Raw genomic sequence first — 25,631 nt, forward strand, 5'->3', positions numbered from 1 at the left:
ACGAAGGGTGATCGCCATGGCCAACCTCTCCGACATGCAGCTGATCCTGACCGGCGCGATCACCGAGGCGATCCGCGCCCGGCACGCCTCGATCGACGTCGACCACCTGCTGATGGGCCTGGTGAGCGCCGGTGGCCCGTCGGCCGCCCTGCTCGCGGGTCAGGGCGTCGGTCTGGCCGAGCTGCGTACGGCGGCCCGCCGGCTTGAGCGCGACGACCTGATCGCCGCCGGGGTGGAGCCTCCGGCCCCGCTGCCGGACCGCGACCTCACCCCCACGCAGACCTACGAGCTGCTGCGCCGCGGGGACTGGGACTTCGCGCCCGAGGCCAAGCAGCTGGCCAAGGCGATCACGGTGGGGCCGCTCGACGACCGCGAGGTGCTCGCCGCCGCGCTCGAGGACCCCCGAGCGGCCGAGTTCCTCGGCCGGGCCGGGGCCGCGCCCGAGGTGCTCCGCGCCGCCCTGGCCATGGGTGATCTGGCTCTTCCCGACCAGGACCGGCCCCGTGGGGAGATCGCGGTCGAGAAGCTGATCACCGCACCGATGGACCAGGTCTGGCCCTTGCTCGCCGACCCCGCCGCCCGACTCACCTGGGACCAGACGCTCTCCGACACCGTGGTCGCCGAGGACGGCACGCTGGAGCAGACCGTGCGCGGGGCCGGACGCAGGGCGGTGGTCCCGCACCGGCTGACCAGCGTCGACCCGCCGGCCGACGGGCGTGCCCGGGTGACCTGGCAGGAGACCTACGGCGCGGGCGGGTCCGAGCTCGACCTCGAGCTGACCGAGGTGGAGGGCGGCACCCGGATCCGGCTGGTGCGGCGGCTCTCCGAGCCGCGCAACCTGCTCCAGCGGGTGTCGCGACTGTGGTCGGTCCCGTTCCTCAGAGGCGGCCTGGGGATCATGGCTCAGGAGCTCAACCAGGCGGTCGCCGACGCTCAGACCAGGTCGTAGAGCGCGGAGTCCCCAAACGTTCCGTCGGCCCGCGGGGACTCCGCACGCTCGATGCCCACCTGCTCGAAGCCGGCCCGCTCGGCCAGCCGTCGGGAGGCGGTGTTCTCCACGTCGGTGAGCAGGTAGAGCCGACGTACGCCCAGGCCGCCCTCGGCGGTGGGCCGCCGTACGTGCGCGCAGACCTCGCGCAGTGCGGTCGTCATCGCGCCTCGGCCGCGCCCGGCCGGCAGCGACCAGTAGCCGACCTGCGCGGTCAGCGCTCCGGGGGCGCCCTCGAAGTCGAAGACCGCGATGTTGCCGAGGGGTACGTCGGACCCGGCGTCGGCCACGCACCAGGCCACCCGCCGGTTGGTCGCGGCGGACTCCCGGATCCGGGTCAGGTAACGGTCCACGTCCTCCGCCGTCGTCGGCAGGGGCGAGCCCGGGATCCATTCCCGGACCACCGGGTCGTTCCCGGCCTCGACCAGCCGCTCGGCGTCCCGCTCGCCCCACGCCCGCAGCCGCACCCCGTCGGCCTCGATCGAGGCAGGCCGCAGCCAAGGCTCGACCGGTGACCGCTCGTCCCCCCGGCCCAGCCACGCGGTCCAGGCGTCGCGGCGCTCGCCGCGCTGCGGCAGCAGCCGCGGGATCGTCGGCCCGACCGTGAAGCCCAGCGCCCACACCGTCCGCCGCGACGCCCAGTTGCCCACGAACGCCCGCCACGTCACCACCTCCAGGCCCAGCTCGCCGAACGCCCAGTCGAGCAGCAGCGTCAGCGCCCGCCGCATCACCCCGCTTCCACGGGCGTCCGGGTGCAGGCCGTAGCCGATCTCCGCCTCGCCTCCCCCACGCAGCCGCAGGTCGACCGACCCCGCGAACCGGCCGTCGTACTCGACGGCGAAGACGTACGTCGTGTCCGCGACCCAGCCCTCCGGCACGATCTCCCCGATCCACGTCTCGGCGTCCGCGCGGGCATAGGGAACGGGCACGGTCGTCCACGCCACGGACTCGGGGTCGACGCACTGCTCGACGATCCGCGGCACGTCCTCGGCCGTGTGGGCACGGAGCGTGACCTGGCCCTCGGTGAGCCGCGGGACGTCCTCGGGGAAGCGCATGGCCGCAGTCTGACGTAGCGCGGGCCCGGTGGGCGATTGAGTATTCCTACCCACCCGGTTTGAGCAGTCCGACAGCGGCGCGGACCCCCGCCCGCGCCGGAGCATGGGGGCATGGACATCACCTGGCGACGACCCGGCCTCCGCGGCACCCTGCTCTACGCCATCGCCGCCGCGGTCGTCGGCGCGATCGCCTCGTTCTTCTGCCGGCTGGAGCTCACCCGGCGGCGCGAGGGCCAGCGGCTGCCCGGGGGCCCGGTGATCGTGGTGGCCAACCACACCAGCTTCGCCGACGGCATCCTGCTGGCGCTGGTCTGCCGGCGGTTCGGGAGGTCGGTCCGGCTGCTCGCGACGGCCGGCGTGTTCGGCGTACCCGTCCTCGGCCCGCTGATGCGGCGACTCGGCTTCATCCCGGTGCGACGCGGCACCGACCAGGCCCGCGACGCGCTCGCGCCGGCCGCGGCCGCGCTGGCGGCCGGCGAGGCGGTCGGCCTGTTCCCCGAGGGCCGGCTCACCCGTGATCCGGGGATGTGGCCGGAGCGGGCTCGCACGGGCGCCGTACGACTGGCCCTGGAGACCGGCGCGCCCATCGTCCCCGTCGCGATCGACGGCGCGCACGAGGTGATCGGCCGGGCGCACCACGTCCGCCGACTGCTGCGCAGCCTGGCGCTGCTGCCGGAGGTACGGATCGCCGTGGGCGACCCGATCGACGTCCGAGGCCTCGCGACCGGCACCGCGTCCGACGCCGAGATCCGCTGGCTCTCGGACCTGATGATGGGCCGGCTGGTGCAGGAGGTGGAGACACTGCGGGGCGAGGCCGCCGAGCACCGGTACGGCGTCCCGCCGGCCGCCTGAGAGCCCCGTCGGCTCGCACCGGCCGGGCATGAGTGCATCAAGTGCCCGGGGGACGAGACATGGGTGCATCGAGTGCCCGGAGGACGACTCTTAGATGCAGGGAATGCCCGGTCGGCTGGATTTGGGTGCATCAACTGCCCGGTCGGCTGGATTTGGGTGCAGGGAATGCCTGGTCGCCAGGGTCGGCGTCAGAGGTAGAGGCCGGTGTCCGCGTCGCCGAGCCGTCCCGCAGCGACGGCGTGCACGTCCCGCTCACGCATCACCACGTAGGTGTCGCCGTGCACCTCGACCTCCGCCTTGTCCTCGGGGTCGAAGAGCACCCGGTCGCCGACCTCGACGGCGCGCGCGTGCGGCCCGGTGGCCACGACCCGGCACCAGGCCAGGCGTCGGGCGCCCATCGCCGCGGTGGCGGGGATGACGATCCCGCCGGAGGACCGGCGCTCCCCGGACTCCTGATCGACCTCGACCAGGACCCGGTCGTGCAGCATCTTGATCGGGGTCTTGTCGGCCCGGGTCGAGCTCACTTGCTGAGCTTGCGCAGCGTCACGAAGAGTGCGATCACGCCGACCACGGCGCCCGCCGCGATCGCGATGTTCTGGGTCCGGGGCTCCCCGGTGGCCGGGTCGACGAAGTGCGCCTTCACCGACGACACCTCGCGGGAGACGATCGTCTTCGGGCTCGCCCGGTAGAGCAGCTGGTCGATGCTCGACGCCAGCTCCGCGCGGGTCCGCTCGATGTCCTGCTCCTGAGCGCTCACGTTGGTCATTTCGGCAGGATACCTGTCGCCCTCGGGTCGAAGCCGAAGGGGAGCTCCAACCGGTGCTCGGCCATCAGCCCCTCGTCGGTGAGGATGTCGTACGTCGCCCCGTCGGCCACCACCGTGCCGTCGCTGAGCACCACCGAGCGCGGGCACAGCTCCAGGGCGTAGGGCAGGTCGTGGGTCACCATCAGCACGGTGACGTCCAAGCCCCGCAGGATGTCCGCGAGCTCGCGGCGGGAGGCCGGGTCCAGGTTGGAGGACGGCTCGTCCAGCACCAGGATCTCCGGCTCCATCGCCAGCACGGTGGCGACCGCGACCCGGCGCCGCTGGCCGAAGGAGAGGTGGTGCGGCGGCCGGTCGGCGTACTCCCCCATCCCGACCTGCTCCAGCGCGTCGGCCACCCGGCGGTCCAGCGCCGCCCCCTTGACGCCCATGTTGGCCGGCCCGAAGGCGACGTCCTGGCGGACCGATCCGAGGAAGAGCTGGTCGTCGGGGTCCTGGAAGACGATGCCCACCCGGCGACGGATCTCCTGCAGGTTCCGCTTCTCCACCGGCATCCCGCTGACCGACACCGACCCGGCACCGCCGCCGAGGATGCCGTTGAGGTGCAGCACCAGCGTGGTCTTGCCGGCGCCGTTCGGGCCGAGCAGCGCGACCCGCTCCCCGGCGTGCACGTGCAGGTCCACGCCGAACAGCGCCTGCTGGCCGTCGGGGTAGGCGTAGGCCAGCCCCTGGACGTCGAGCACGGGGGTGGTCACGAGCGCACCTCCGGGAGGGTGCCGGTGTAGCCGCGGCTCACCATCGCCAGGTGCACCCGCTCGCCGCGCTCATAGGAGCGGATGAACAGCGCCCCGAGGCTGCGCGCGAGCACCGGCCAGTGCCGCGGCGAGCGCGGGTCGCATCCGCGCGAGCGCATCGCGGTGGTCATCCGGCGCAGGTCGCCGGTCACCACGTCGAGGTAGCGGACCATGAAGCCCGCGATCTGCACGAGTACGTCGGGCACCCGGAGCCGCTGCAGCCCCCGCAGCAGCGCGTCCGGCTCGGTGGTGGCGGCGAGGGTCAGCGCGGAGGCCACGCCGAGGGTGCCCTTGGCCAGCAGCGCCCCGGCGGCCACGAGGCCGGGCTCGGAGACCGTCACGCCGAGTACGTCGACCCGCGGACCGGTCGCCACGAAGGGCAGCAGGACCGCGAAGACGACGAACGGCAGCTCGACCACCATCCGCGGGAGCAGGTAGCCGAACGGGACGCCGGAGAGGACGATCACCCCCACGACGAGCAGCGCGTAGGCCGTGAACGCGGGCCACCACCCGATCGGGGTGGCGACCACCAGCAGCATGAACGCCACCAGCGTCACGACCTTCAGGTGCGCCGGGGCGCGGTGCACCGGGCTGTGACCGTGGTAGTGCAGGCGGTGCCCGTGGCCGGCGCCCACCTCAGGCGTCCTGCTGCTCGCGGGCGGGACCGTCCTCGGCCCCCGACCGCCCGCGACGACGCAGCAGCATCGCGAGGCCGCCCGCGAGGAGCAGCACCACGAGACTGCCGACGATGCCCGCCGCACCCCCGCTGAGGCGGGCATCGTCGACTCCCTTGACCTGGTAGTCGGCCAGCGGCGATCCGGACGTCGCCGAGTCCTTGGCCGACTCCAGGAAGCCGGTCTTCTCCGCGACGAACTCCAGTCCGTCCGGATGGCTGCTGGCGTAGTAGCTGCCGACGCCCGCGATGAGCAGCGCGACGACCAGCCCGACCAGCAGGAAGCGGTGGTTCCTCATGCGCGGACCCCCCGGGCGGAGCGGATCTCCAGCTCGCGCTTCTCCAGCAGCGGGCGGGCGCCGTAGACCAGGTCGGGTCGCGCGGCCACGACCGCGGCGACCACCAGCCCGCTGATCACCGCCTCGCCGACGCCGATGGCCAGATGCCAGCCGAGCATGGCGGTGAGCACGGTGCCGAGATCGACCGGGGCGATGCCACCGACGGCGAAGAGGCCGGTGAACACCAGCGCGGAGGCCGGGACGCTGAGCAGCGCGGCGACTGCCGCAGCCGGAGCGACCATGCTCAGCCGCTTCGGCAGGACCGCGCGCAGCGCCACGAAGACGCCCCAGCCGACGGCCACCGCCACCAGGCCGAGCAGGGTGATGTTGGTGCCGAGCGCGGTGATCCCGCCGTCAGCCATGAGCAGCGCCTGGACCGCGAGCACCACGGACAGACACAGGATGCCCGTCCAGGGGCCGACGAGGACGGCGGCCAGCGCCCCGCCCATCAGGTGGCCCGACGTACCGGCGCCGACGGGGAAGTTGATCATCTGGCCGGCGAAGACGAAGGTCGCGACCAGCCCGGCCATCGGCGCGGTGCGGTCGTCCAGCTCGCGCCGGGCACCGCGCAGCGCGAGCGCGACCCCCGCGACCGCGACCCCGGCGGTGGCGATCGAGGTGGGAGCGTCCAAGAACCCGTCGGGCACGTGCATGGCGACTCCTCTAGGCTGGACGGACCGTGCCACGTTATTGCATATCGTTCGCAACAAGCAACAGGAGTTCCCTGCCATGAGCGACCGTCTCGTCCCCGGTGACACCGCGCCCGACTTCACGTTGCCAACCGACGACGGCGGCACGGTGACCCTGTCGGACCTGCGCGGGCGCAAGGTCATCGTCTACTTCTACCCCGCCGCGATGACGCCGGGCTGCACCAAGCAGGCCTGCGACTTCACCGACTCCCTGGACTCCCTGAAGGGCGCGGGCTACGAGGTCCTCGGCATCAGCCCCGACTCCCCGGAGAAGCTGGCGAGGTTCCGCGAGCGCGACCAGCTCACCATCACCCTGCTCTCCGACCCCGACAAGGCCGTGATGAGGGCGTGGGGCGCGTTCGGCGAGAAGAAGCTCTACGGCAAGCTCGTCGAGGGCGTCATCCGCTCGACCGTCGTGGTCGGCGAGGACGGCACGGTCGAGCTGGCGCAGTACAACGTCAAGGCCACCGGTCACGTCGCCAAGCTGCGGCGCGACCTGCGGCTGGACACCGCCTGACCCGACCTAGACTCCCGTCACAGGCGCCCGTAGCCCAATTGGCAGAGGCACCAGGTTTAGGTCCTGGCCAGTGCGAGTTCGAGTCTCGCCGGGCGTACCCGTCCTCGCCTCAGCGCAGGGCCGCGGCGACCTGCGGCGCGATCGCGCGCAGCGCCCGCCCGCGGTGGGAGATCGCGTCTTTCTCGGCGACGTCCAGCTCGGCCGCCGTACGCCCCTCCTCGACGTGCTCGTCGGGCACGAACAGCACGTCGTAGCCGAAGCCGCCGCTGCCCCGCTGCTCGCGGATGACCGCGCCGTCCATCCGGCCCTCGACGACCAGCTCCACGCCCGGGGCGCAGAAGGCCACCGCGGCGGTGAAGTGGGCGGTACGGCGGTCGTCCGGCACGTCCTCGAGCTGCTCGAGCAGCAGCGTGTTGTTGCGCTCGTCGGACTTCGGCCTGCCCGACCAGCGCGCCGAGAGCACCCCGGGCATCCCGTTGAGGGCGTCCACACAAAGCCCGGAGTCGTCGGCGACCGCGGGCAGCCCGGTGGCGGCCAGCCCGGCCCGGGCCTTGATCAGCGCGTTGTCGGCGAAGGTGGCCCCGTCCTCGACGGGCTCGTCGTAGCCGTCCACGTCGTCCAGGCCGACGACCGCGACGTCGGGGACGAGGGGCTCGAGGATCCGCTCCATCTCCGCGAGCTTCTTGGCGTTGCGGGAGGCGAGGAAGACGCGCACCGTCACGAGGAGAGGGCCTCCTGCTGCAGACGGGTGAGGTCGGCGCAGCCCTTCTCGGCCAGCGCCAGCAGAGCGTCCAGCTCGGAGCGGTCGAAGGCAGCACCCTCGGCGGTGCCCTGCACCTCGACGTACTTCCCCTCGCCGGTCATCACCACGTTCATATCGGTCTCAGCACGCACGTCCTCCTCGTAGGGGAGGTCCAGGCGCGGCACGCCGTCGATGATCCCGACCGAGACCGCGGCCACCGAGCCGGTGAGCGGCTCGCCGGCCAGCGCGCCGGTCGAGCGCAGGTGCGCCACCGCGTCCGCGAGGGCCACGTAGGCCCCGGTGATCGCGGCGGTACGGGTGCCCCCGTCGGCCTGCAGCACGTCGCAGTCCAAGACGATGGTGTTCTCCCCCAGGGCGCGGTAGTCGATGACGGCGCGCAGCGAGCGGCCGATCAGCCGCGAGATCTCGTGGGTGCGCCCGCCGATGCGGCCCTTGACCGACTCCCGGTCCGAGCGGGTGTTGGTCGCGGCGGGGAGCATGGCGTACTCCGCGGTGACCCAGCCCAGCCCCGAGCCCTTGCGCCACCGCGGGACCCCCTCCGAGGCGGACGCGGCGCACAGCACCCGGGTGCCACCGAACTCGACGAGCACCGAGCCCGCCGCGTGGTCCAGCCAGCCCCGGGTGATCCTCACCGGCCGCAGGTCGTCGTCGGCTCGGCCGTCGGCCCGCGGGGACGGGGCCGCCGGAGCGGTCGGGGTCTGGCCACTGTTGGACATGGAGCGAGCCTATCCACGCCACGCTGTGCCAGACTGCGGCGGGTGGATCGCCCCCCTCCCACGACCTACACGCCTGCGATCACGCCCAGAGGCCATCGGTACCGGCTGGTCGCGATGCTGCTCATCTCCCTGTTCATCTGGCTGCTGTGGCTGCCGTCCCAGTGGGCCGAGCTGCGCTGGCTGGTCCTGTTCGACCCGGTGATCGGCGCGGTCGCCTTCACCCTGGTCCGGTACCGGCGACGGTGGCCGATGACGATCGCGGTCCTGACCAACCTGCTCAACAGCGTCTCGGCCACCTCGACCGGGCCCTCGGTGCTGGCGACGGTCTCGCTGGCCGCGCGACGGGTGACCTGGCAGGTGGTGACCATCGGGTTCGTGGTGGCCGGCTGCGTGGGCACCTACTACGTCCTGCAGCCATCGAGCTACGACAGCCCGTGGTGGGTGATCGTGCTGATGACCGCCGCGGCGGTGGTCATCGAGCTGGGCTGGGGGCTGTTCATCGGGTCGCGGCGCGAGCTGATCTGGATGCTGACGGTGCGTGCGGAGCGCGCCGAGGCCGAGCGCGACGAGCGGCTGGCTCGCGCTCGCGCCGACGAGCGCAACCGGGTGGCCCGGGAGGCGCACGACGCGGTGGCGCACCGGATCACCCAGGTCTCCATGCATGCGGGGGCGATGGCCTTCCGCGAGGACCTCGACCCCGCCCAGATGCGCACCAGCGCGGAGCAGATCCAGCGAGCCGCGAACGAGGCGCTGATCGACCTGCGCGCGGTCCTCGGCGCGCTGGGCAACGACCCCTCCCCGGAGGCGGACCCCGACGACCCGCAGCCGACCTACGCCGACGTGCCCCGGCTCGTGGACCAGGCCCGCGCGGAGGGCGCCCGGGTCGACTTCATCGACGCCGTCACCAGCCCGGAGACGATGCCGCCGCAGGTGGGCCGCACCGTCTACCGGATCTGCCAGGAGGGCATGCGCAACGCCGCTCAGCACGCGCCGGGGACGCTGCTCACGATCCGCGTCTCCGGGGAACCCCGGGAAGGCGTTCACCTCGCGCTCACCAATCCTCTAGGGTTCCGCCAACAGCACCCGGCGGGGCCCGGCCTGGGCCTGGTCGGGCTGACCGAGCGGGCCGAGCTTCGTGGGGGCACGCTGTTCCATCAGGCTCGAGACGGCTTCTTCCGGCTGAAGGGTTGGTTACCGTGGACCGCATGACTGACCAGGTGCGGGTGCTCCTCGTCGATGACGACGCCCTCGTTCGCGGCGCCCTGAGCCTGATGCTCGGCGGCCAGGAGGGGGTCGATGTCGTCGGCGAGGCGTCCGACGGGCGCGAGGCCATCGACATGGCGCACGAGCTCAAGCCCGACGTGATCTTGATGGACATCCGGATGCCGGTGATGAACGGTCTGCAGGCCACCGCTGAGCTGCACTCGGACCCCGAGCCGCCCCGGGTGATCATCCTGACCACCTTCGACGCCGACGAGCACGTCGTGCGCGCGGTCGCGGCCGGGGCCGAGGGGTTCCTGCTCAAGGACACCCCGCCGGCGGAGATCCTCGACGCGATCCAGAAGGTCGCCTCCGGCGAGGCCATGCTCTCCCCCTCGGCGACCCGCTCGCTGATCCAGCGCGTGCGGGCCGAGGCTGCGGTGGACCGCTCCACCGACGCGCTCGAGCGCCTCTCCACGCTCACCGAGCGCGAGCACGAGGTCGCGCTGTGCATCGGCAAGGGTCTCTCCAACGCCGACATCGCCAAGGAGCTCTACCTGTCGATCCCGACGGTCAAGGCGCACGTGTCGCGGATCTTCGACAAGCTGGGCACGACCAACCGGGTGCAGATCGCGATCTGCGTGCACGACGCCGGCCTGGTCTGACCCTCACACCTCGACGACCAGGCCCGTGCTGGCCAGCGCCACCGGGCCGTCGTACGTCTTGCCGGCCTCGGCCAGAGCGACCTCGGGGTCGTGCCAGGGCGGCACGTGGGTCAGCAGCAGGCGGCGCGCGCCCGCCTCGGCGGCCGTTCGCCCCGCCTCGCCGCCGGTGAGGTGGATGTCGGGCGGGTTGTCGTCGGCGTCGCGGAAGGACGCCTCGGCCAGGAACAGGTCGGCATCGCGGGCGATCTCCACCAAGGGCTCGCACACGGCGGTGTCGCCGCTGTAGACCAGCGTGCGGCCGGCGGCGGCGACCCGCAGCGCGTACGCCGTCACCGGGTGCTCGACCTGGACGGCGGTGATCTCGAACGGCCCGAGGCGGATCGGCTCGCCCAGCTCGCGGAAGTCGAACTCCTCGGTCATCCCCGGCTCGGGCGGGAGGTCGTAGGCCCGGGCCATCCGCTCCCCCGTCCCCGCGGGACCCCACACCGGGATCCGGGGCTGCGGCCCGTCGGGGTGGTAGCGCCGCAGCACGTGGTAGCCGCAGAGATCCAGGCAGTGGTCGGCGTGCAGGTGGCTGAGGAGCACCGCGTCGATGGCCAGTGGATCGGCATAGCGCTGCAGGGTGCCGAGCGCCCCGTTGCCCAGGTCGAGCAGGATCCGCCAGGTCCGGCCCTGGTGCTCGGCCTCCACCAGGTAGCAGCTGGCAGCGGACTCCGGGCCGGGGTAGGAGCCTGAGCAGCCGATGACGGTCAGTCTCACAGCGCACCCCCGACGTACTGGCTGGCCGCGAGCAGCTCCGGCCCCAGGAAGCGACGCCCGATGGAGGCGAACTCCTCGGGGGACCCGGTGGTCCAGAAGTCGTACGTCGGCTCCCCCTCGGGCCGCATCAGCCCACGCTCGGCCAGCGTGCGGTAGAGGTCCTTCGCGCTCTCCTCGGCGCTGGAGACGAGCGTGACCTGGTCGCCCATCACCCACGACACCACCCCGGTCAGCAGCGGGTAGTGGGTGCAGCCCAGGACCAGGGTGTCCACGCCCGCGGAGATCAGCGGATCCAGGTACTCGTGCGCCACCTCGACCAGCTCGTCGCCGGCGGTCACCCCCTGCTCGACGAAGTCGACGAACCGGGGGCAGGCGCGGGCACTCAGCTCGACGTGCGGTGCGGCGGCGAAGGCGTCGACGTAGGCCATCGAGTCGATCGTGGCCCGGGTGCCGATCACCCCGATCCGGCCGGTCCGGCTGGCCGCGACCGCCCGCCGGGTCGCCGGGTAGATCACCTCGACCACGGGGATCGGATAGCGCTCCCGGGCGTCGCGCAGGCTCGCGGCCGAGGCGGAGTTGCAGGCGATCACCAGCGCCTTCACGCCCTGGTCCATCAGCCGGTCCAGGCACTCCAGGGCGTATTCGCGCACCTCCGCGATCGGCTTGGGCCCGTACGGCTGCCGCGCGGTGTCACCGAGATAGACGACCGACTCGTGGGGCAGCTGGTCGATCACCGAACGGGCCACCGTGAGGCCCCCGAAGCCGGAGTCGAAGATGCCGATGGGCGCGTCGACATCCACGGAGGGGGCTGTCGTGGACGCAGGGGCAGGCATGAAGCGCAAGCCTACGGAACCCGGCGCCCGGTATCGCGCTTCCGCGAGGCACGTCACGCGAGACGGTGGTCACCGCAGGACCGTGCCGGGTGACCCTACCAAAGTAGCGAATGGAAGACTTACGATGTAGGGGTGACTGTTGCTCCCTCGCTCCGTCCGTCCCTCCTCCGCCGTGTCCTGGTCGGCGTGGCCGCCCTCGCCGTGGGCAGTGCGGCGGCCGTGACCACCGGCCCGGCCCCCTCCCCCGCCTCGGCCGCTCCCGGCCCCGACCCGGCGGTGACTCAGCATGTCGTGGCGATCTCCATCGACGGGCTCAACCCGTCGGCGATCAGTCCCGAGCGCACGCCGGCCCTCACCCGCCTCCGCAGGAACGGCGCCGGCACTCTCAACGCCCGCACCGAGCGGGAGATGACGGTCACCCTGCCCAACCACACCGGCATGGTGACCAGCCGCCGGATCGAGGCCGCCGAGGGCGGCCACGGCGTGGACTGGAACGACGAGCGGCAGGATCCCGCCACCGTGCAGGAGGCCGCGGGCGGCCCGGTCGGCTCGGTGTTCTCGGTCCTCAACAACAACGGCCGGTCAGCAGCGGTCTTCACCTCCAAGGAGAAGTTCCGCATCTTCGACCGGTCCTGGGACCGCGGGGTCGACCGCTTCACCCGCCGGACCGACAACCGCGAGCTGATGACCCTGGCGATCCGGGACATCGCCCGGCAGCGCCGCCCCTTCACCTTCATCCACCTCTCCGCCCCGGACGTGGCCGGCCACGCCGACGGCTTCATGTCCCGGGCCTACCTCCGGGCCGTGCAGGCGGCGGACGCGCAGGTCGGGCGACTGCTGGCCGCGCTGGACCGCCGGTCCCGCCTGAGGGCGAACACCACCATCGTCCTCACCGCCGATCACGGCGGCCGCGGGGAGGGGCACTCCGACCCGACCAAGCTGGACAACTACCGGGTGCCGTTCCTGGTGTGGGGCGCTGGCGCCGCCCGCGGCGCGGACCTCTACCGGCTGAACCCGGACTTCGCCAACCCCGGCACCGGCCGGCCGACGTACTCCGCGCCGCGACAGCCGGTGCGCAACGGGATGGTCGCCGACCTCGCGCTGGACCTGCTCGGGATCGACGCGGTCAAGGGCAGCGAGCTGGACAGGCGCCAGAACCTCGAGGTGCGCTGAGCCGGCTTCAGAAGAGCTTGCTCTGGGGCGGCCCGAGCGCCGGGTCGACGCCGTCGAAGAGGCTGCTCACGGACTCGCCGGCGTGCACCCGGGCCACCGCCTCGGCGAACAGTCCCGCGACGCTGCGCACCCGCAGCTCCGGCCAGCCCTCGGGTGCCGGCACGGTGTCGGTGGTGACCACCTCGGTGATCATCGGATGGTCGCGCAGCCGCTCCACCGCCTTGCCCACGAAGAGGCCGTGGGTGCAGGCGACGGCGGCGCTGCGGCAGCCCTGCTCCTCCAGCCGGTCCATCAGCTCCACGATCGAGCCCCCGGTCGCGATCTCGTCGTCCAGCACGATCGCCCGCTTGCCCTCGACGTCGCCGACGATCGAATCGATGACCACCCGGTCGTCGGCGAGCCGCCGCTTGCTCCCGGCCGCGACCGGCAGCCCGAGCAGGCGGGAGAACTGGGTGGCGGTCTTGGCGTTGCCCAGGTCGGGCGAGACGACGACGCAGTCGGTGAGGTCCTCGCCGAGGAAGTGGTCGGCCAGCACCCCGAGGGCGGTCAGGTGATCCACCGGAACCGAGAAGAAGCCGTGCACCTGAGGCGCGTGGAGGGTCATGGTGAGCACCCGGTCGACCCCGGCGGTGACCAGCATGTCGGCGACCAGGCGGCCCCCGATGGAGATCCGGGAGGCGTCCTTCTTGTCCGACCGGGCGTAGGCGTAGTGCGGGATCACCGCGGTGATCTGCGCCGCGCTCGCGCCGCGGGCGGCGTCCACCATGAGGAGGAGCTCCATCAGCGCCTCCTGGGTGGGCGGCACGAGCGGCTGCACGATGTAGACGTCGCGCTGCCGGCAGTTGGCCTGCAGTTGCACCTGGAGACAGTCGTTGCTGAACCGGGTCATCTCGACCGGCGCGAGCTCGACTCCCAGCTCCTCGCAGATCGCCTGGGCGAGCGGCCGGTGGGCGGTCCCGCTGAAGACGACGATGTCGTTGGTGTCCTGGCGCACGGGGGCTCTCCCGGGGGGTCTGCGACGGTCGGCCTGAGGGGCAGGCTAGTCGAGGAACCCGGTCACGCCCAGAGCTGTCCCTCCAGGCGGTCCTCCGCCTCGTCGACCGTGCCCTCGTAGGCCCCGGTGGACAGGTACTTCCACCCGCCGTCGGCGACCACGAAGGCGATCTCGGCGGGCTCCCCCGCCTTGACCGCCTTGGTCGCCTGGGCCAGCGCCGCGTGCAGGATCGCGCCGGTGGAGACGCCCGCGAAGATGCCCTCGAGCTCCTGCAGCTCGCGCACCCGGCGTACGGCGTCGCGCGGGCCGACGGAGAAGCGGCTGTCGATCAGGTCGGCGTCGTAGAGCTCGGGCACGAACCCCTCGTCGAGGTTGCGCAGCCCGTAGACCAGCTCTCCGTACCTCGGCTCGGCGGCGACGATCCGCACGTCCGGCTTGTGGGCGCGGAAGAACCGGGAGACGCCCATCAGGGTGCCGGTGGTGCCGAGCCCGGCGACGAAGTGGGTGATCTCGGGGAGGTCGGCGAGCAGCTCGGGGCCGGTCCCCTCCTCGTGGGAGAGCGCGTTGGCGCTGTTGCCGTACTGGTACATCATCACCCAGTCCGGGTGCTCCTCGGCGAGCAGCTTGGCCACCCGGACCGCCTCGTTGGAGCCGCCGGCGGCCGGGCTGGAGACGATCTCCGCGCCCCACATCCGCAGCAGCTGGCGGCGCTCCTCCGAGGTGTTCTCCGGCATCACGCAGACCAGGCGGTAGCCCTTGAGCTTGGCCGCCATCGCCAGGGAGATGCCGGTGTTGCCGGAGGTGGGCTCGAGCAGCGTGCAGCCGGGGCTGATCCGGCCCTCCGCCTCGGCCTGCTCGATCATCCGCAGCGCGGGCCGGTCCTTGATCGACCCGGTGGGGTTGCGGTCCTCCAGCTTGGCCCACAGCCGGACCGGGTGCTCGGGGTCGGCGCCCACCGCCGCCGACAGCCGCGGCAGGCCGACCAGCGGGGTGTGCCCGACCGAGTCGAGCAGGCTGTCGTAGCGGGTCATCCGCCTGCCACGGCGGGGAGTACGACGACCTGGTCGCCGTCGCTGAGGGATGCCTCGAGGCCGCCCATGAAGCGCACGTCCTCGTCGTTGACGTAGACGTTGACGAAGCGCCGCAGCTCGGCGCCGTCGATCAGCCGGTCCTTGATGCCGGGATGGTTGCTCTCCAGGTCGTCGATCAGCCCGGAGAGGGTCTCGCCGGACGCGTTGACCGCCTTCTCGCCGTCGGTGTAGGTGCGAAGGATGGTCGGGATGCGGACCTCGATGGCCATGGGGGAATGTCACTCCTTGGGGGGCAGGGTGTCCACGACGGCGACCTCTTCCTCGGTCACCTCGCCGTCGACGATTCGATAGGACCGAAACTCCACGGGGCCCTCGTTATTCCCGTGCTCGGCAGTGCTGACGAGCACGTAGTGGGCGCCCGGCTCGCTGGCCAGGCCGATGTCGGTGCGGCTCGGGAAGGCCTCGGTCGCGGTGTGCGAGTGGTAGACCACGACCGGCTCCTCGTCGTTCGCCCACATCTCCTTGTAGAGCGCCAGCAGCTCGGTGGAGTCGAACTCGTAGAACGTCGGGCTGCCGGCCGCGTTGACCATCTCCACCAGCCGCGTCGGCCGGTCCGAGCCCTCCGGGCCGGCCACGATGCCGCACGCCTCGTCGGGGTGGTCCCGCTTGGCGTGGGCGACGATGGCGTCGCGGGTGGCGCGGTCGATGGTCAGCACCGTTCCAGGGTAGGCAACCGCCGACCGGCGTCTCGACCCGCGGGCGGTCCCGCGATGCTCAGCGAGCGTCGCTGAGCGCGAGGACCAGCGTCTCCTGGAGGTAGCCCACCCACTCGTAGATGTCGTGGGCCTGGGTGCGCGGGTCGTCGTCGGGGAGGCTCGCCCAGAAGGCCTCGTCGTCCTCCTCGACGCCGAGCCGGGTCGCGAGGGCCAGCCGGATGTCGGTGAAGGAGCGCAGCCACGCCTGGGCGGTCCCCTCGTCGAGCTCGACGTCGATCATCAGGCCGTCCTCGGTCAGCTCGGCCGGGAGGCCGGCCTCCTCGAGGGTGTCGATGATGGAGATGGCCGCGCGCGCCTTGCCGTCGCGCAGCCCGCCCTCGGTGAAGCGGCGGAACTCCGCGGCGGCCTCCTCGTCCTCGGTGTAGGCCGACGGGAACAGCCGCGCCAGCACCGGGTCGTCGGGCGCGCTGGTCGGCCCGGAGAAGTCCAGCATCGCCTCCAGCGGGTCGGCGTCGACCGGGGCGGCGTGCTCGTTGCGCAGCAGCTCCACGAGCTGGGAGGCCAGGTTGCGCAGCAGGTCGGCCTCGAAGCCGGTGAAGGCGGCGATCACCGCACCGCTGCGCCGGTGCCGGGTGAAGCCGTTCACGAGGACCTCTCCATCGTCGCCCACAGGCCGTACTCGTGCATCGCCTGCACGTCGCGCTCCATCTCCTCCCGGGTGCCGGTGGAGACCACGGAGCGGCCGTCGCGGTGCACCTCCATCATCAGCTTCTCGGCCTTGGCCTTGTCGTAGCCGAAGTACTGCTGGAAGACGAAGGTGACGTAGGACATCAGGTTGACCGGGTCGTTCCACACGATCGTCACCCACGGCTTGGCCAGCTGTGGGGTCTCGTCGACGGCCTGGTCCGGGTCGACCTCGACGGGGCTGGCGGTGGACACCGGGACATGGTGGCACACGTCCTAGTGTGAGCACGTGACCGTGACCTCGCTGCTCACCGACCACTACGAGCTCACCATGCTGCAGGCGGCCCTCGGGGCGGGCACCGCTCACCGCCGCTCGGTCTTCGAGCTGTTCCCCCGTCGGCTGCCCGAGGGGCGGAGGTACGGCGTCGTGGCCGGCGTGGGACGCGCCCTGGACGCCATCGAGGACTTCCGCTTCGACGACGAGGCGCTCGGCGTCCTGGACGAGGGCAGGGTGGTCGACGAGGAGACGCTGGCCTGGCTGGCCGACTACCGCTTCACCGGCGACATCCGCGGCTACGCCGAGGGCGAGATGTGGTTCCCCTACTCCCCGCTGCTCACCGTCGAGGGCACCTTCGCCGAGGCGGTGCTGCTGGAGACGGTGCTGCTCTCGATCTACAACCACGACTCGGCGATCGCCTCGGCCGCCTCGCGGATGACCATGGCCGCGGCCGGGCGACCGTGCATCGAGATGGGGTCGCGCCGTACCCACGAGGAGGCGGCCGTCGCCTGCGCGCGGGCGGCCTACATCGCCGGGTTCGACACCACCTCCAACCTGGCGGCCCGGCAGCGGTACGGCGTCCCCACCGCCGGGACCTCCGCGCACTCCTTCACCCTGCTGCACGACAGCGAGGAGGACGCCTTCCGGGCCCAGGTGAGCTCGCTGGGCGAGGGCACCACGCTGCTGGCCGACACCTACGACATCGCCGAGGCGGTGCGGCTCGGCGTGGAGATCGCCGGCCCCGGGCTCGGTGCGGTGCGGATCGACTCCGGCGACCTCGGGGTGCTGGCCCACGAGGTCCGCCGGCAGCTGGACGACCTGGGCGCCACCGAGACCCGGATCGTGGTGACCAGCGACCTCGACGAGTTCGCCATCGCCTCCCTGCGGGCCGCGCCCGTGGACGGGTACGGCGTCGGCACCCAGCTGGTCACCGGGTCCGGCCACCCGACCTGCGGCTTCGTCTACAAGCTGGTCGCGCGGGAGGGCGAGGACGGCGAGCTGGTCAGCGTGGCCAAGCGCAGCAAGGACAAGATCTCCATCGGCGGGCGCAAGTTCGCCCTCCGGCGGCGCAACGCCCGCGGGGTGGCCGAGGCCGAGGTGGTCGGCATCGGCGAGCCGCCCGTCGACGACGGCGACGACCGGTCCCTGGTCGTCGACCTGGTGACCGAGGGCGAGGTCGTCGGGCGCGAGCCGCTGGACGCCGCCCGCGCGCGGCACCACGCCGCCCGGGCCGAGCTGCCGCGCGCCGCCCAGCAGATGTCCCGGGGCGAGGCCGTCATCCCCACGGTGCACCTGGACGGCTGACCCGCCGGGCTAGGCTCGGAGCATGGCTCGCGCGCTGATCGTCGTCGACGTCCAGAACGACTTCTGCGAGGGCGGCTCCCTGGCCGTCAGCGGGGGCGCCCAGGTGGCCGCGGACGTCTCCGCGCTGCTCGCCCGGTGGGCGTCGGCACCCGACGGCGAGCGGGAGTGGGACCACGTCGTGGCCACCAAGGACCACCACGTCGACCCCGGCGACCACTGGTCGGCCGAGCCCGACTTCGTCGACTCCTGGCCGGTGCACTGCGAGGTCGGGACCTCCGGGGAGGAGTTCCACCCGAACCTCGATCCCGCGCCGCTGGAGGAGGTCTTCCGCAAGGGCGAGCACGTCGCGGCCTACTCCGGCTTCGAGGGCCGCAGCCCCGACGGAACCACGCTGGCCGCGTGGCTGCGCGAGCGCGGCGTGGACGAGGTCGAGGTGTGCGGGATCGCCACCGACCACTGCGTGCGGGCGACCGCGCTGGACGCCGTACGCGAGGGCTTCTCGACCGTACTGCGCTCGGGCGAGGTCGCCGGGGTGGCCCCGGAGACCACCGAGCGCGCGCTGGCGGAGATGCGCGAGGCCGGGGTGCGGATCGCCTGACCCGGGCCCGGGCTCAGTGCCCGGTGAACCGCGGTGCCCGCTTCTCCAGGAACGCGGCGATCCCCTCGCCGAGGTCCTCGGTGCGCGAGAGCAGCACCTGCCCGCGCGTCTCCCGCTCCAGGGCGTCCTCCAGATGCGGCAGGGTCGCGGCGTTCACCGCTCGCTTGGTCGCGGCGAGCGCCAGCGGCGGTCCGGCGGCCAGCCGGCCCACGACCTCCGCGGTCACCGCGTCCAGCTCCTCGTCGGACGCGAGGTGGCTGACCAGCCCGGCGTCGAAGGCCTCCCGCCCCGACAGTGGCTCGCCCAGCAGGCCCATCCGCATCGCCCGCGCCCGGCCGACCGCGGCGGCCGCGCTGGCGGTGGTGCCGCCGTCGGGCATCAGGCCGATCCGGGTGAACGGCAACAGGAACGACGCGGACTCCGCGGCCACCACGAGATCGCAGACGAGCGCCAGCCCGGCGGCGACCCCGGCAGCGGGGCCGGGCACCGAGGCGACGACCGGCCGGTCCAGCGCCACGACCGCGCGGATCATCCGTGCGGCCCTGGCCATCACGTCCTCGAAGTCCGCGTCCCCCAGCAGCCCGGCCACATCGGCGCCGGAGCTGAAGCCGCCGCCCGCGCCGGTGATCAGCACGACCCGGACGGCCTCGTCGGTCGCCGCCTGCTCCAGCTCGTGGGCGATCCCCGCGGCCATCTCCCCTGTCAGCGCGTTGCGCTGCTCGGGCCGGTTCATGGTCAGGCGCAGCACGCCGCCGGTCGTGGTGATCTCCAGGTCCGCCATGGCCGCACCGTAGCCGCCGGTCGGTCGCGTACGCCGGACCGTGTGGCTTCGGAGCCATCAGTTGACTCAGAACCCACACGGTCGAGGTATCTGCCGCGCAAGGGCCCCGGGGACGCCCGAGGTCCACCCGGCATCCGGCCCCCGCGGGTGGTCAGCGCTCGCGGACCACGACCGTGCCGGCGAACTTGTCGTGCAGGGCCTGCCGGCGCTTGTCCCACAGCGGCCAGAGCAGGTCCAGCGGGGTCCAGATCACGGCGAGCAGCGATCCGAGGAGCGGGATCAGGTTGAGCAGGCTCCCGAGGTTGAGGCCCAGGAAGCGCAGCAGCACCGCGCCCCAACCCAGCGACCCGGGGTCGTCCCACCGGCGGATCCGCAGGCCCAGCATCAGCTTGCCGGGGGTGGCGCCGCGCCACTTCCAGAAGCCGCAGTAGTAGAGCAGGCTCAGGCCGAGGCTGATCAGCAGGACCGCCGTCAGCGGTCCGGCCATCTGGTCGACGTACTGCGTCGAGGACGGTGCCGGCCGGCCCGCCTCGGCCGCCGCGAAGGCGTCGTCGAACATCTGCGTCCAGATGTCGATCATCTGGCTCCACCAGGGCCAGGCCACCAGCGCCGTGATCACGCCCAGGAGCACGATGTCGATCAGGTAGGCGCCGGCCCGGCGGCCGTAGCCGGCCAGCGGCTGGCCGTCCGGGGTGGTGGTCGCGCGGCCGCCGTACTCGCCCTGGGGATAGGGGCTCTGGCCGTAGGGGTTCTGGCCGTAGGGGTCGTACGGCGCGGGCGCGTACGGGTTCTGCTGATCCCCACCCTGGCCGTAGCCAGCCGGGGCGGGGGCCTCGCCGCGGACCTGCTGGGTCCAGGCGGAGCCGTCCCAGTAGCGGGACGAGCCCGGGGCTGCGGTCGGGTCGGGGTCGGGGTACCAGCCGGCAGGAACGCTCATGGGCCCCAGCCTAGGGGGCGCCCCGCCGCTCGGCTCACAGGTTGCCGCGCTTGTCCTGCTCCCGCTCGATCGCCTCGAAGAGCGCCTTGAAGTTGCCCTTGCCGAAGCCGAGCGAGCCGTGCCGCTCGATCAGCTCGAAGAACACCGTCGGCCGGTCGCCCAGCGGCTTGGTGAAGATCTGCAGGAGGTAGCCGTCCTCGTCGCGGTCCACCAGGATGCCGCGCTTCTGCAGCTCCTCGATCGGCACCCGGACCTCGCCGATCCGCGCCCGCAGCTCGGGGTCGGAGTAGTAGGAGTCCGGCGTGTCGAGGAACTCCACGCCGTTGGCGCGCAGCGCGTCCACGGTGGCGAGGATGTCGCCGGTGGCCAGCGCGAGATGCTGGGCGCCCGGGCCGCGGTAGAACTCCAGGTACTCGTCGATCTGGGACTTCTTCTTCGCCACGGCCGGCTCGTTGAGCGGGAACTTCACCCGGTGGTTGCCGTTGGCGACCACCTTGGACATCAGCGCGGAGTAGTCGGTGGCGATGTCGTCGCCGATGAACTCGGCCATGTTCACGAAGCCCATGACGCGGTTGTAGAACCCGACCCACTCGTCCATCCGGCCGAGCTCGACGTTGCCGACGATGTGGTCAAGCGCCTGGAAGAGGCGCTTCGGCTCGCCGTCGCGCTTGCTCCAGCGCGGCGCGGCGGCGACGTACCCCGGCAGGTAGGGCCCGGCGTAGGTCTGTCCGTCGACGGTGCGCTGGACCAGGGTGTGCACGGTCTCGCCGTACGTCGCGATCGCCGCGATCCGGACCGTGCCGTGCTCGTCGGAGACGTTCTCCGGCTGCCGGACGACTGTGGCGCCCGCCTTGACCGCCTGGGCGATGCACTGGTCGACGTCGGGGACCTCCAGGGCGATGTCGGTGACGCCGTCCCCGTGCTTGCGGTGGTGCTCGACCAGCGGGCTGTCCGGGGAGACCGCGCCGTTGAGGACGAACTTGATCGAGCCGGACTTCAACACGAAGGACTTGTGGTCGCGCTGCCCGGTCTCGGGGCCGGCGTAGGCGATCAGCTCCATCCCCCACGCGCTGGCGTAGTAGTGCGCGGCCTGGGTGGCGTTGCCGACGCAGAAGACGATCGCGTCCCAGCCGGTGACCGGGAAGGGGTCGTTCTCCGCGTCGTACTCGACCAGGCCCACGAGCTGGTGCAGCTGCTCCAGGCTCAGGTCGGCCTTCATCTCGTCGGTCGTCAGGGCTCCACCGGTGGAGGCGATCTCGGTCGTCATGCTCCCCAGCCTGCCCGGATGCGGGCAGAGTGTGCAACAGTACGACGAAACGCTGGTCAATCTGTCTAGCACTGGGAGGACCCGTGGACGGCCTGGACGGCAGACTGCTCGACCTGTTCACCGCCGAGCCGCGGATCGGCGTCCTGGAGGCGTCCCGCCGGCTCGGCGTCGCCCGCGGGACGGTGCAGGCGCGGCTGGACAAGCTGGCCGCCTCCGGCGTCATCACCGGGTGGGGTCCGGTCCTCTCCCCCGAGGCGATCGGCTACCCCGTGACCGCGTTCCTCACCCTGGCGATCCGCCAGGGGGTCGGGCACGAGGCGGTGGCCGGACACCTGGCCCGGATCCCCGAGGTGCTGGAGGCCTACACGATCACCGGCGACGGGGACATGTGGGCGCGGGTGGTCGCGCGGTCCAACGCCGACCTGCAGCGGGTGATCGACCGGGTGCTGGATCATGCGGGGATCGACCGGTCCACCACCGTGATCGCCCTGGCCACGCAGATCGGGCACCGGGTGCTGCCGCTCGCCCGCGCCGCCGTCACGGGGTAGGGCGGTCAGGCCAGGCGCGCCGCGATCGCGCCCGCGGCGGAGACCACCTGAGGCCCCAGGACGCTCTCGTCGATCGAGCCACCGATCGTCACGATGCCCACTGAGGCCTCGAGGCCGTCGACGCCGAGCACCGGCGCCGCCAGCCCACGGGCACCGGACTGCAGCTCGCCGGAGGTGAGCGCGAACGGCACCCGCTCACGCCGGCGCCCGAGCAGGATCGCCTTGCCCGCGGCGCCCTGCTGGAGCGGGTGTCGGGCGCCCACCCGGTAGGCGACGTGGAAGTCGGTCCAGGACGGCTCCACCACTGCGAGGGCGAGCGCCTCCTCCCCGTCGGCGACGGTCAGGTGAGCGGTGCACCCGGTGTCCTCGGCCAGCCGGCGCAGCACCGGGAGGGCCTGGTCGCGGAGCACCGGCTGGACACCCGAGGCGAGCTGGAGCACGCCCAGTCCGATGTGCAAGCGGGCCTTGCTGTCCCGACGTACCAGGGCATGACCCTCGAGCGTGGTCACCAGCCGGTAGACGACCGTGCGGTTCACGCCCAGGCGGTGCGCGAGCTCGGTGACGGTGAGACCTCCGGGGGTCGACGCGAGGACGCCGAGCACCTGAAGCCCCCGGTCGAGGGTCTGGGAGGTCTCGCTGGGCATGGACGGAGTCTAGGGAGACCGGCGTCACAGCGCGATGCTGTGCGCCGCGCGCCCCGGGATGTCGCTGGTCGAGCCCTGGCACCGCTGGTCGAGCCCTGGCATCGCCGGTCGAGCCCTGGCACCGCTGGTCGAGCCCTGGCATCGCCGGTCGAGCCCTGGCACCGCTGGTCGAGCCTGTCGAGACCATCGCCGGTCGAGCCCCGACGTGAAGAATCGACCACAACCGGGGGCAATGCACCCCGCCGCCCGCCGGACGCGTGCATTTCTGCACACGACCGGGGGTTCTCCACGCGGAGGGCTCGACAAGCTCGACCACCGAAGGGGCCGGGTGGTCTCGACAAGCTCGACCACCGAGAGGGGGCTCGACCGGCGAAGGAGCTCAGGAGGAGCGCTTGACCGCCCAGTCCCGGATCGCGTCGATCCGGGCGCGCAGCTGCACCGCGGAGGCGACGGCGGCGGCGGGGCCGCCGCACTGCTTGCGCAGCGCGGAGTGGATGACCCCGTGCGGCTGGCCGCTGCGGTGGTGCCAGGCGCCGACCAGCCCGTTGAGCTCGCGGCGCAGGACCGCGAGCTGCTCGTGGGTGGTGACCTCCTCCACCGTGTCGGGCGCGGGGGCCGCCGTACGCGCCTACTGCTGCGCCTTGGCCCGGTCGCTCTGCCGCTGGTGGAGCAGCTCGCGGACCTGGTCGGCGTCGAGCAGGCCGGGGATCCCGAGGAAGTCCATCTCCTCCTCCGACCCGACGTGCACCTCGCCGGAGTGGCCGAACTCACCGCCGTCGTAGAGCACCCGGTCGAAGGTCGCGTTGGAGCCGAGCGCCTCCCAGAGCAGCCCGTCCTCCTCGGCCGAGGCGGCCTCGGTGGCGTTGGCGCGCGCGATCAGCTCCTGCTCGGCGGCGAAGACGTCGTCCTCGTTGGTCACGGTCCGCCCGAGGACGTGGTCGCGCTCGACCTCCATCTCCGAGGCGAAGCCCAGCAGCGAGGGCACCGAGGGCAGGAAGACCGAGGCGGTCTCCCCCCGGGAGCGGGAGCGGACGAAGCGTCCGACGGCCTGGGCGAAGAACAGCGGTGTGGAGGTCGTGGTGGCATAGACGCCGACGGCGAGGCGGGGTACGTCGACCCCCTCGGAGACCATCCGGACCGCGACCATCCAGCGCTTGTCGGAGTCGTTGAAGCCGGCGATCTTCCTCGAGGCGCCCTTCTCGTCGGAGAGCACCACGGTGGGCGCCTCGCCGGAGATCTTCCGCAGCACGGCGGCGTAGGCCCGCGCGGACTCCTGGTCGGTGGCGATCACCAGCCCGCCCGCGTCGGGGACGTGGCGGCGCACCTCCGAGAGCCGGCGGTCGGCCGCCTCGAGCACGGCGGGGATCCAGGCGCCCTTGGGGTCGAGCGCGGTCCGCAACGCCTGCGCCGTCTGGTCCTTGGTCATCGGCTCGCCCAGCCGGGCGGCGATCTCGTCGCCGGCCCGGGTCCGCCACTCCATCGTCCCGGAGTAGGCCATGAACAGCACCGGGCGCACGACGTGGTCGGCGAGCGCGTGGGCGTAGCCGTAGGTGTAGTCCGCCACCGAGCGGGGGACGCCGTCCGCGCCGGGCGCGTAGTCGACGAACGGGATCGGGTTGACGTCGGAGCGGAAGGGCGTGCCGGTCAGGGCGAGCCGCCGGGTCGCGGGCTCGAAGGCCTCGCGCACGCCCTCGCCCCACGACATCGAGTCCCCGGCGTGGTGGATCTCGTCGAGGATGACCAGCGTCTTGAACCGCTCCACCCGGACCCGCATCGCCAGCGGGTTCACCCCGACCCCGGCATAGGTGACCGCGACGCCGAGGTAGTCCTTGCCGGTGCGGCCGGCGCCGGCGGCGTAGTTCGGGTCCAGCGGGATGCCGACCTTCTCCGCCGCCTCGGCCCACTGCACCTTCAGGTGCTCGGTCGGCGCGACGACCACGACCCGGTCGACCTTGCGCCGGGCCAGCAGGTCGGAGGCGACGGTCAGCGCGAAGGTCGTCTTGCCGGCCCCGGGCGTGGCGACGGCGAGGAAGTCACGCGGCTCGGCGTCGGCGTACCGCTGCATGGCCGCGGCCTGCCAGGCGCGCAGCGAACCGGCCGTGCCCCAGGCGGCCCGTTCGGGCCACGCGGGCGACAGAGGGACGGCACTGGGATCCGGGTGCCGTCCCGTCACTCGTCGTTGCCTCCGCCGTCTCCGCCGCCGGGCTGCATGGTCTCCCAGATCTCCTTGCACTCCGGGCAGACCGGGAACTTCTCCGGCGAGCGCGACGGCACCCAGACCTTGCCGCACAGGGCGACGACGGGCGTGCCCATCACCATCGCCTCGGTGAGCTTGTCCTTGGGCACGTAGTGCGAGAACCGCTCGTGGTCGCCATCCTCGGTCGGGACGGTACGACGGTCCTCCAGGACGTCGCTGCCGGGCGAGAAGCCGATGCTGGGGTTGCTCACCCCTCCAGCCTAACCCGGCTCAGTTGAGGTCGGGGTCCACCGGGCGGGTCGCGTGCCAGGCCAGGTGACCCGGCTGCCGGCGCAGCACGTCGCGCCACAGATCGGTGAGGTCGGGTCGGACGACGTCGACCTCCTCCGACGGTACGACGTACCAGTCGCCCCGGCCGATCTCGTCCTCCAGCTGCCCCGCCGACCAGCCGGCGTAGCCCGCGAAGACCCGCAGCCCGGTCAGGGACCCGTTCACCAGCTCGACCGGGGTCTCCAGGTCGACGACGCCGAGGCGGCCGGCCACGGAGCGGAACCCCACGGGCACGTCCCCGCTGTCGCGGAGCACGCCGACCGCGAGCGCGCCGTCGGGACTGACCGGCCCGCCGCGGAAGAGCACCTCCGGCTCACCGACCACCTCGCCCCAGGGCTCGAGCACGTCGGCCACGGCCACCGGCGAGGGACGGTTGAGCACCAGGCCGAGGGCGCCGTCGGCGTCCGCGTCGAGGAGCAGGACGACGGTGTCGGAGAAGTTGGGGTCCAGGAGCTCGGGCGAGGCGACCAGGAGCAGCCCGGGCGCCGGCGTCGCACTCATGGGGCCATCATGCCCTGTCGACGCCGGCCACCGGGTCACCCCA

The 25,631-nt window shown here is 72.6% G+C and carries 32 protein-coding genes, 1 tRNA gene and 1 pseudogene; 10 read left to right on the forward strand and 24 right to left on the reverse strand.

Going from position 1 to position 25,631, the window contains the following annotated elements:
• The first annotated feature begins 16 nt into the window (after positions 1 to 16).
• On the forward strand, positions 17 to 949 hold the full coding sequence (locus K8W59_RS14660; protein WP_223395110.1) for an SRPBCC family protein: 933 nt from the start codon (positions 17 to 19) through the stop codon (positions 947 to 949).
• Here the strand turns inward: K8W59_RS14660 and K8W59_RS14665 are convergent.
• Positions 934 to 2,043 (reverse strand): GNAT family N-acetyltransferase, encoded by a 1,110-nt coding sequence (locus K8W59_RS14665; protein ID WP_223395112.1) that lies wholly within the window; start codon positions 2,041 to 2,043, stop codon positions 934 to 936. The two genes, K8W59_RS14660 and K8W59_RS14665, sit on opposite strands and share 16 nt — an antisense overlap.
• 111 nt (positions 2,044 to 2,154) lie before the next feature.
• Here K8W59_RS14665 and K8W59_RS14670 point away from each other — a divergent pair, with 111 nt between their 5' ends.
• Positions 2,155 to 2,895, forward strand: coding sequence for a lysophospholipid acyltransferase family protein (locus K8W59_RS14670; protein WP_223395114.1), 741 nt, complete (start codon positions 2,155 to 2,157; stop codon positions 2,893 to 2,895).
• Positions 2,896 to 3,083: 188 nt separating this feature from the next.
• Here K8W59_RS14670 and K8W59_RS14675 read toward each other — a convergent pair whose 3' ends face one another.
• Genes K8W59_RS14675 through K8W59_RS14700 form a run of 6 tightly spaced genes read right to left on the reverse strand, consistent with a single transcriptional unit; the run spans position 3,084 to position 6,116 of the window.
• A complete protein-coding gene (locus tag K8W59_RS14675; protein ID WP_223399826.1) occupies positions 3,084 to 3,383 on the reverse strand; it encodes a GroES family chaperonin in 300 nt (99 codons plus the stop codon).
• 32 nt (positions 3,384 to 3,415) lie between these two features.
• Positions 3,416 to 3,661, reverse strand: coding sequence for a DUF3618 domain-containing protein (locus K8W59_RS14680; protein ID WP_223395116.1), 246 nt, complete (start codon positions 3,659 to 3,661; stop codon positions 3,416 to 3,418).
• Positions 3,658 to 4,413, reverse strand: a complete 756-nt coding sequence (locus K8W59_RS14685) for an energy-coupling factor ABC transporter ATP-binding protein (RefSeq protein WP_223395118.1) — start codon at positions 4,411 to 4,413, stop codon at positions 3,658 to 3,660. The genes K8W59_RS14680 and K8W59_RS14685 overlap by 4 nt, the downstream gene beginning before the upstream one ends.
• Entirely contained in the window at positions 4,410 to 5,087 is a 678-nt protein-coding gene (cbiQ, locus tag K8W59_RS14690; protein ID WP_223395120.1) for a cobalt ECF transporter T component CbiQ, read from the reverse strand. The genes K8W59_RS14685 and cbiQ overlap by 4 nt, the downstream gene beginning before the upstream one ends.
• Position 5,088: 1 nt before the next feature.
• On the reverse strand, positions 5,089 to 5,424 hold the full coding sequence (locus K8W59_RS14695; RefSeq protein WP_223395122.1) for a PDGLE domain-containing protein: 336 nt from the start codon (positions 5,422 to 5,424) through the stop codon (positions 5,089 to 5,091).
• On the reverse strand, positions 5,421 to 6,116 hold the full coding sequence (locus tag K8W59_RS14700) for an energy-coupling factor ABC transporter permease (RefSeq protein WP_223395124.1): 696 nt from the start codon (positions 6,114 to 6,116) through the stop codon (positions 5,421 to 5,423). Before K8W59_RS14700 ends, K8W59_RS14695 begins: the two co-directional genes overlap by 4 nt.
• 76 nt (positions 6,117 to 6,192) lie before the next feature.
• On the opposite strand from K8W59_RS14700, the gene bcp reads away from it, so the two are divergent.
• Both bcp and K8W59_RS14710 read left to right on the forward strand, forming a co-directional pair.
• Positions 6,193 to 6,669, forward strand: coding sequence for a thioredoxin-dependent thiol peroxidase (gene bcp, locus K8W59_RS14705; RefSeq protein WP_223395126.1), 477 nt, complete (start codon positions 6,193 to 6,195; stop codon positions 6,667 to 6,669).
• 23 nt (positions 6,670 to 6,692) lie between these two features.
• Positions 6,693 to 6,766, forward strand: a tRNA-Leu gene (locus K8W59_RS14710).
• Positions 6,767 to 6,778: 12 nt separating this feature from the next.
• Here the strand turns inward: K8W59_RS14710 and K8W59_RS14715 are convergent.
• Together K8W59_RS14715 and rph are read right to left on the reverse strand one after the other, a co-directional pair.
• Entirely contained in the window at positions 6,779 to 7,339 is a 561-nt protein-coding gene (locus K8W59_RS14715) for a non-canonical purine NTP pyrophosphatase (RefSeq protein ID WP_397196025.1), read from the reverse strand.
• Between the two features lie 47 nt (positions 7,340 to 7,386).
• A complete protein-coding gene (rph, locus tag K8W59_RS14720) occupies positions 7,387 to 8,148 on the reverse strand; it encodes a ribonuclease PH (protein WP_223395130.1) in 762 nt (253 codons plus the stop codon).
• A gap of 114 nt (positions 8,149 to 8,262) precedes the next feature.
• On the opposite strand from rph, the gene K8W59_RS14725 reads away from it, so the two are divergent.
• The gene (locus K8W59_RS14725; RefSeq protein ID WP_223395132.1) at positions 8,263 to 9,357 is read left to right on the forward strand and encodes a sensor histidine kinase; all 1,095 of its coding nucleotides are present in this window, start codon (positions 8,263 to 8,265) and stop codon (positions 9,355 to 9,357) included.
• Positions 9,354 to 10,013, forward strand: coding sequence for a response regulator (locus K8W59_RS14730; RefSeq protein ID WP_223395134.1), 660 nt, complete (start codon positions 9,354 to 9,356; stop codon positions 10,011 to 10,013). Before K8W59_RS14725 ends, K8W59_RS14730 begins: the two co-directional genes overlap by 4 nt.
• 3 nt (positions 10,014 to 10,016) lie before the next feature.
• On the opposite strand, the gene K8W59_RS14735 is transcribed toward K8W59_RS14730, so the two are convergent.
• Together K8W59_RS14735 and murI are read right to left on the reverse strand one after the other, a co-directional pair.
• Positions 10,017 to 10,772, reverse strand: a complete 756-nt coding sequence (locus K8W59_RS14735) for an MBL fold metallo-hydrolase (protein WP_223395136.1) — start codon at positions 10,770 to 10,772, stop codon at positions 10,017 to 10,019.
• A complete protein-coding gene (murI, locus tag K8W59_RS14740; RefSeq protein ID WP_223395138.1) occupies positions 10,769 to 11,605 on the reverse strand; it encodes a glutamate racemase in 837 nt (278 codons plus the stop codon). Before murI ends, K8W59_RS14735 begins: the two co-directional genes overlap by 4 nt.
• 132 nt (positions 11,606 to 11,737) lie before the next feature.
• Between murI and K8W59_RS14745 the strand changes: the two genes are divergently transcribed.
• Positions 11,738 to 12,778 carry an alkaline phosphatase family protein gene (locus tag K8W59_RS14745; protein WP_223395139.1) on the forward strand — a complete coding sequence of 347 codons (1,041 nt, stop codon included), beginning with the start codon at positions 11,738 to 11,740 and terminating at the stop codon, positions 12,776 to 12,778.
• Positions 12,779 to 12,785: 7 nt separating this feature from the next.
• Here K8W59_RS14745 and K8W59_RS14750 read toward each other — a convergent pair whose 3' ends face one another.
• The 6 genes from K8W59_RS14750 to clpS form a co-directional block, all read right to left on the reverse strand.
• Positions 12,786 to 13,772 carry a ribose-phosphate diphosphokinase gene (locus tag K8W59_RS14750; protein WP_223395141.1) on the reverse strand — a complete coding sequence of 329 codons (987 nt, stop codon included), beginning with the start codon at positions 13,770 to 13,772 and terminating at the stop codon, positions 12,786 to 12,788.
• 62 nt (positions 13,773 to 13,834) lie between these two features.
• Positions 13,835 to 14,803 carry a PLP-dependent cysteine synthase family protein gene (locus K8W59_RS14755; RefSeq protein WP_223395143.1) on the reverse strand — a complete coding sequence of 323 codons (969 nt, stop codon included), beginning with the start codon at positions 14,801 to 14,803 and terminating at the stop codon, positions 13,835 to 13,837.
• Entirely contained in the window at positions 14,800 to 15,072 is a 273-nt protein-coding gene (locus K8W59_RS14760; protein WP_223395149.1) for a MoaD/ThiS family protein, read from the reverse strand. Before K8W59_RS14760 ends, K8W59_RS14755 begins: the two co-directional genes overlap by 4 nt.
• A 9-nt stretch (positions 15,073 to 15,081) precedes the next feature.
• On the reverse strand, positions 15,082 to 15,519 hold the full coding sequence (locus K8W59_RS14765; protein WP_223395150.1) for a Mov34/MPN/PAD-1 family protein: 438 nt from the start codon (positions 15,517 to 15,519) through the stop codon (positions 15,082 to 15,084).
• Positions 15,520 to 15,577: 58 nt separating this feature from the next.
• Positions 15,578 to 16,165, reverse strand: coding sequence for a DUF2017 domain-containing protein (locus K8W59_RS14770; protein ID WP_223395151.1), 588 nt, complete (start codon positions 16,163 to 16,165; stop codon positions 15,578 to 15,580).
• The gene (gene clpS, locus K8W59_RS14775) at positions 16,162 to 16,458 is read right to left on the reverse strand and encodes an ATP-dependent Clp protease adapter ClpS (protein ID WP_449866973.1); all 297 of its coding nucleotides are present in this window, start codon (positions 16,456 to 16,458) and stop codon (positions 16,162 to 16,164) included. Before clpS ends, K8W59_RS14770 begins: the two co-directional genes overlap by 4 nt.
• Before the next feature lie 40 nt (positions 16,459 to 16,498).
• Here clpS and K8W59_RS14780 point away from each other — a divergent pair, with 40 nt between their 5' ends.
• Together K8W59_RS14780 and K8W59_RS14785 are read left to right on the forward strand one after the other, a co-directional pair.
• A complete protein-coding gene (locus K8W59_RS14780) occupies positions 16,499 to 17,785 on the forward strand; it encodes a nicotinate phosphoribosyltransferase (protein ID WP_263283317.1) in 1,287 nt (428 codons plus the stop codon).
• Positions 17,786 to 17,807: 22 nt separating this feature from the next.
• Positions 17,808 to 18,383 carry a nicotinamidase gene (locus K8W59_RS14785; RefSeq protein WP_223395153.1) on the forward strand — a complete coding sequence of 192 codons (576 nt, stop codon included), beginning with the start codon at positions 17,808 to 17,810 and terminating at the stop codon, positions 18,381 to 18,383.
• Positions 18,384 to 18,396: 13 nt separating this feature from the next.
• Here K8W59_RS14785 and K8W59_RS14790 read toward each other — a convergent pair whose 3' ends face one another.
• The 3 genes from K8W59_RS14790 to hppD form a co-directional block, all read right to left on the reverse strand.
• Positions 18,397 to 19,164 carry an enoyl-CoA hydratase-related protein gene (locus K8W59_RS14790; protein WP_223395155.1) on the reverse strand — a complete coding sequence of 256 codons (768 nt, stop codon included), beginning with the start codon at positions 19,162 to 19,164 and terminating at the stop codon, positions 18,397 to 18,399.
• 151 nt (positions 19,165 to 19,315) lie between these two features.
• Positions 19,316 to 20,101, reverse strand: a complete 786-nt coding sequence (locus tag K8W59_RS14795; protein WP_223395157.1) for an RDD family protein — start codon at positions 20,099 to 20,101, stop codon at positions 19,316 to 19,318.
• A 34-nt stretch (positions 20,102 to 20,135) separates the two neighbouring features.
• Positions 20,136 to 21,368, reverse strand: a complete 1,233-nt coding sequence (gene hppD / locus K8W59_RS14800) for a 4-hydroxyphenylpyruvate dioxygenase (RefSeq protein ID WP_223395159.1) — start codon at positions 21,366 to 21,368, stop codon at positions 20,136 to 20,138.
• A gap of 83 nt (positions 21,369 to 21,451) precedes the next feature.
• On the opposite strand from hppD, the gene K8W59_RS14805 reads away from it, so the two are divergent.
• On the forward strand, positions 21,452 to 21,916 hold the full coding sequence (locus tag K8W59_RS14805; RefSeq protein WP_223395161.1) for an Lrp/AsnC family transcriptional regulator: 465 nt from the start codon (positions 21,452 to 21,454) through the stop codon (positions 21,914 to 21,916).
• 5 nt (positions 21,917 to 21,921) lie between these two features.
• On the opposite strand, the gene K8W59_RS14810 is transcribed toward K8W59_RS14805, so the two are convergent.
• The 4 genes and pseudogenes from K8W59_RS14810 to K8W59_RS14825 all read right to left on the reverse strand — a co-directional run bounded on the left by K8W59_RS14810 (position 21,922) and on the right by K8W59_RS14825 (position 25,588).
• Positions 21,922 to 22,560, reverse strand: a complete 639-nt coding sequence (locus tag K8W59_RS14810) for an IclR family transcriptional regulator (protein WP_223395162.1) — start codon at positions 22,558 to 22,560, stop codon at positions 21,922 to 21,924.
• A gap of 379 nt (positions 22,561 to 22,939) precedes the next feature.
• A pseudogene (locus tag K8W59_RS14815) lies at positions 22,940 to 24,733 on the reverse strand (DEAD/DEAH box helicase).
• Positions 24,730 to 25,008: a DUF3039 domain-containing protein gene (locus tag K8W59_RS14820; RefSeq protein WP_223395164.1), complete on the reverse strand. Its 279-nt coding sequence runs from the start codon at positions 25,006 to 25,008 to the stop codon at positions 24,730 to 24,732. Before K8W59_RS14820 ends, K8W59_RS14815 begins: the two are co-directional and overlap by 4 nt.
• A gap of 19 nt (positions 25,009 to 25,027) precedes the next feature.
• Complete coding sequence (locus K8W59_RS14825; RefSeq protein ID WP_223395166.1) at positions 25,028 to 25,588, reverse strand: YqgE/AlgH family protein; 561 nt, start codon at positions 25,586 to 25,588, stop codon at positions 25,028 to 25,030.
• Positions 25,589 to 25,631 lie beyond the last annotated feature (43 nt).

The sequence above is a fragment of the Nocardioides rotundus genome (assembly GCF_019931675.1).
Taxonomy (GTDB): Bacteria; Actinomycetota; Actinomycetes; order Propionibacteriales; family Nocardioidaceae; genus Nocardioides; species Nocardioides rotundus.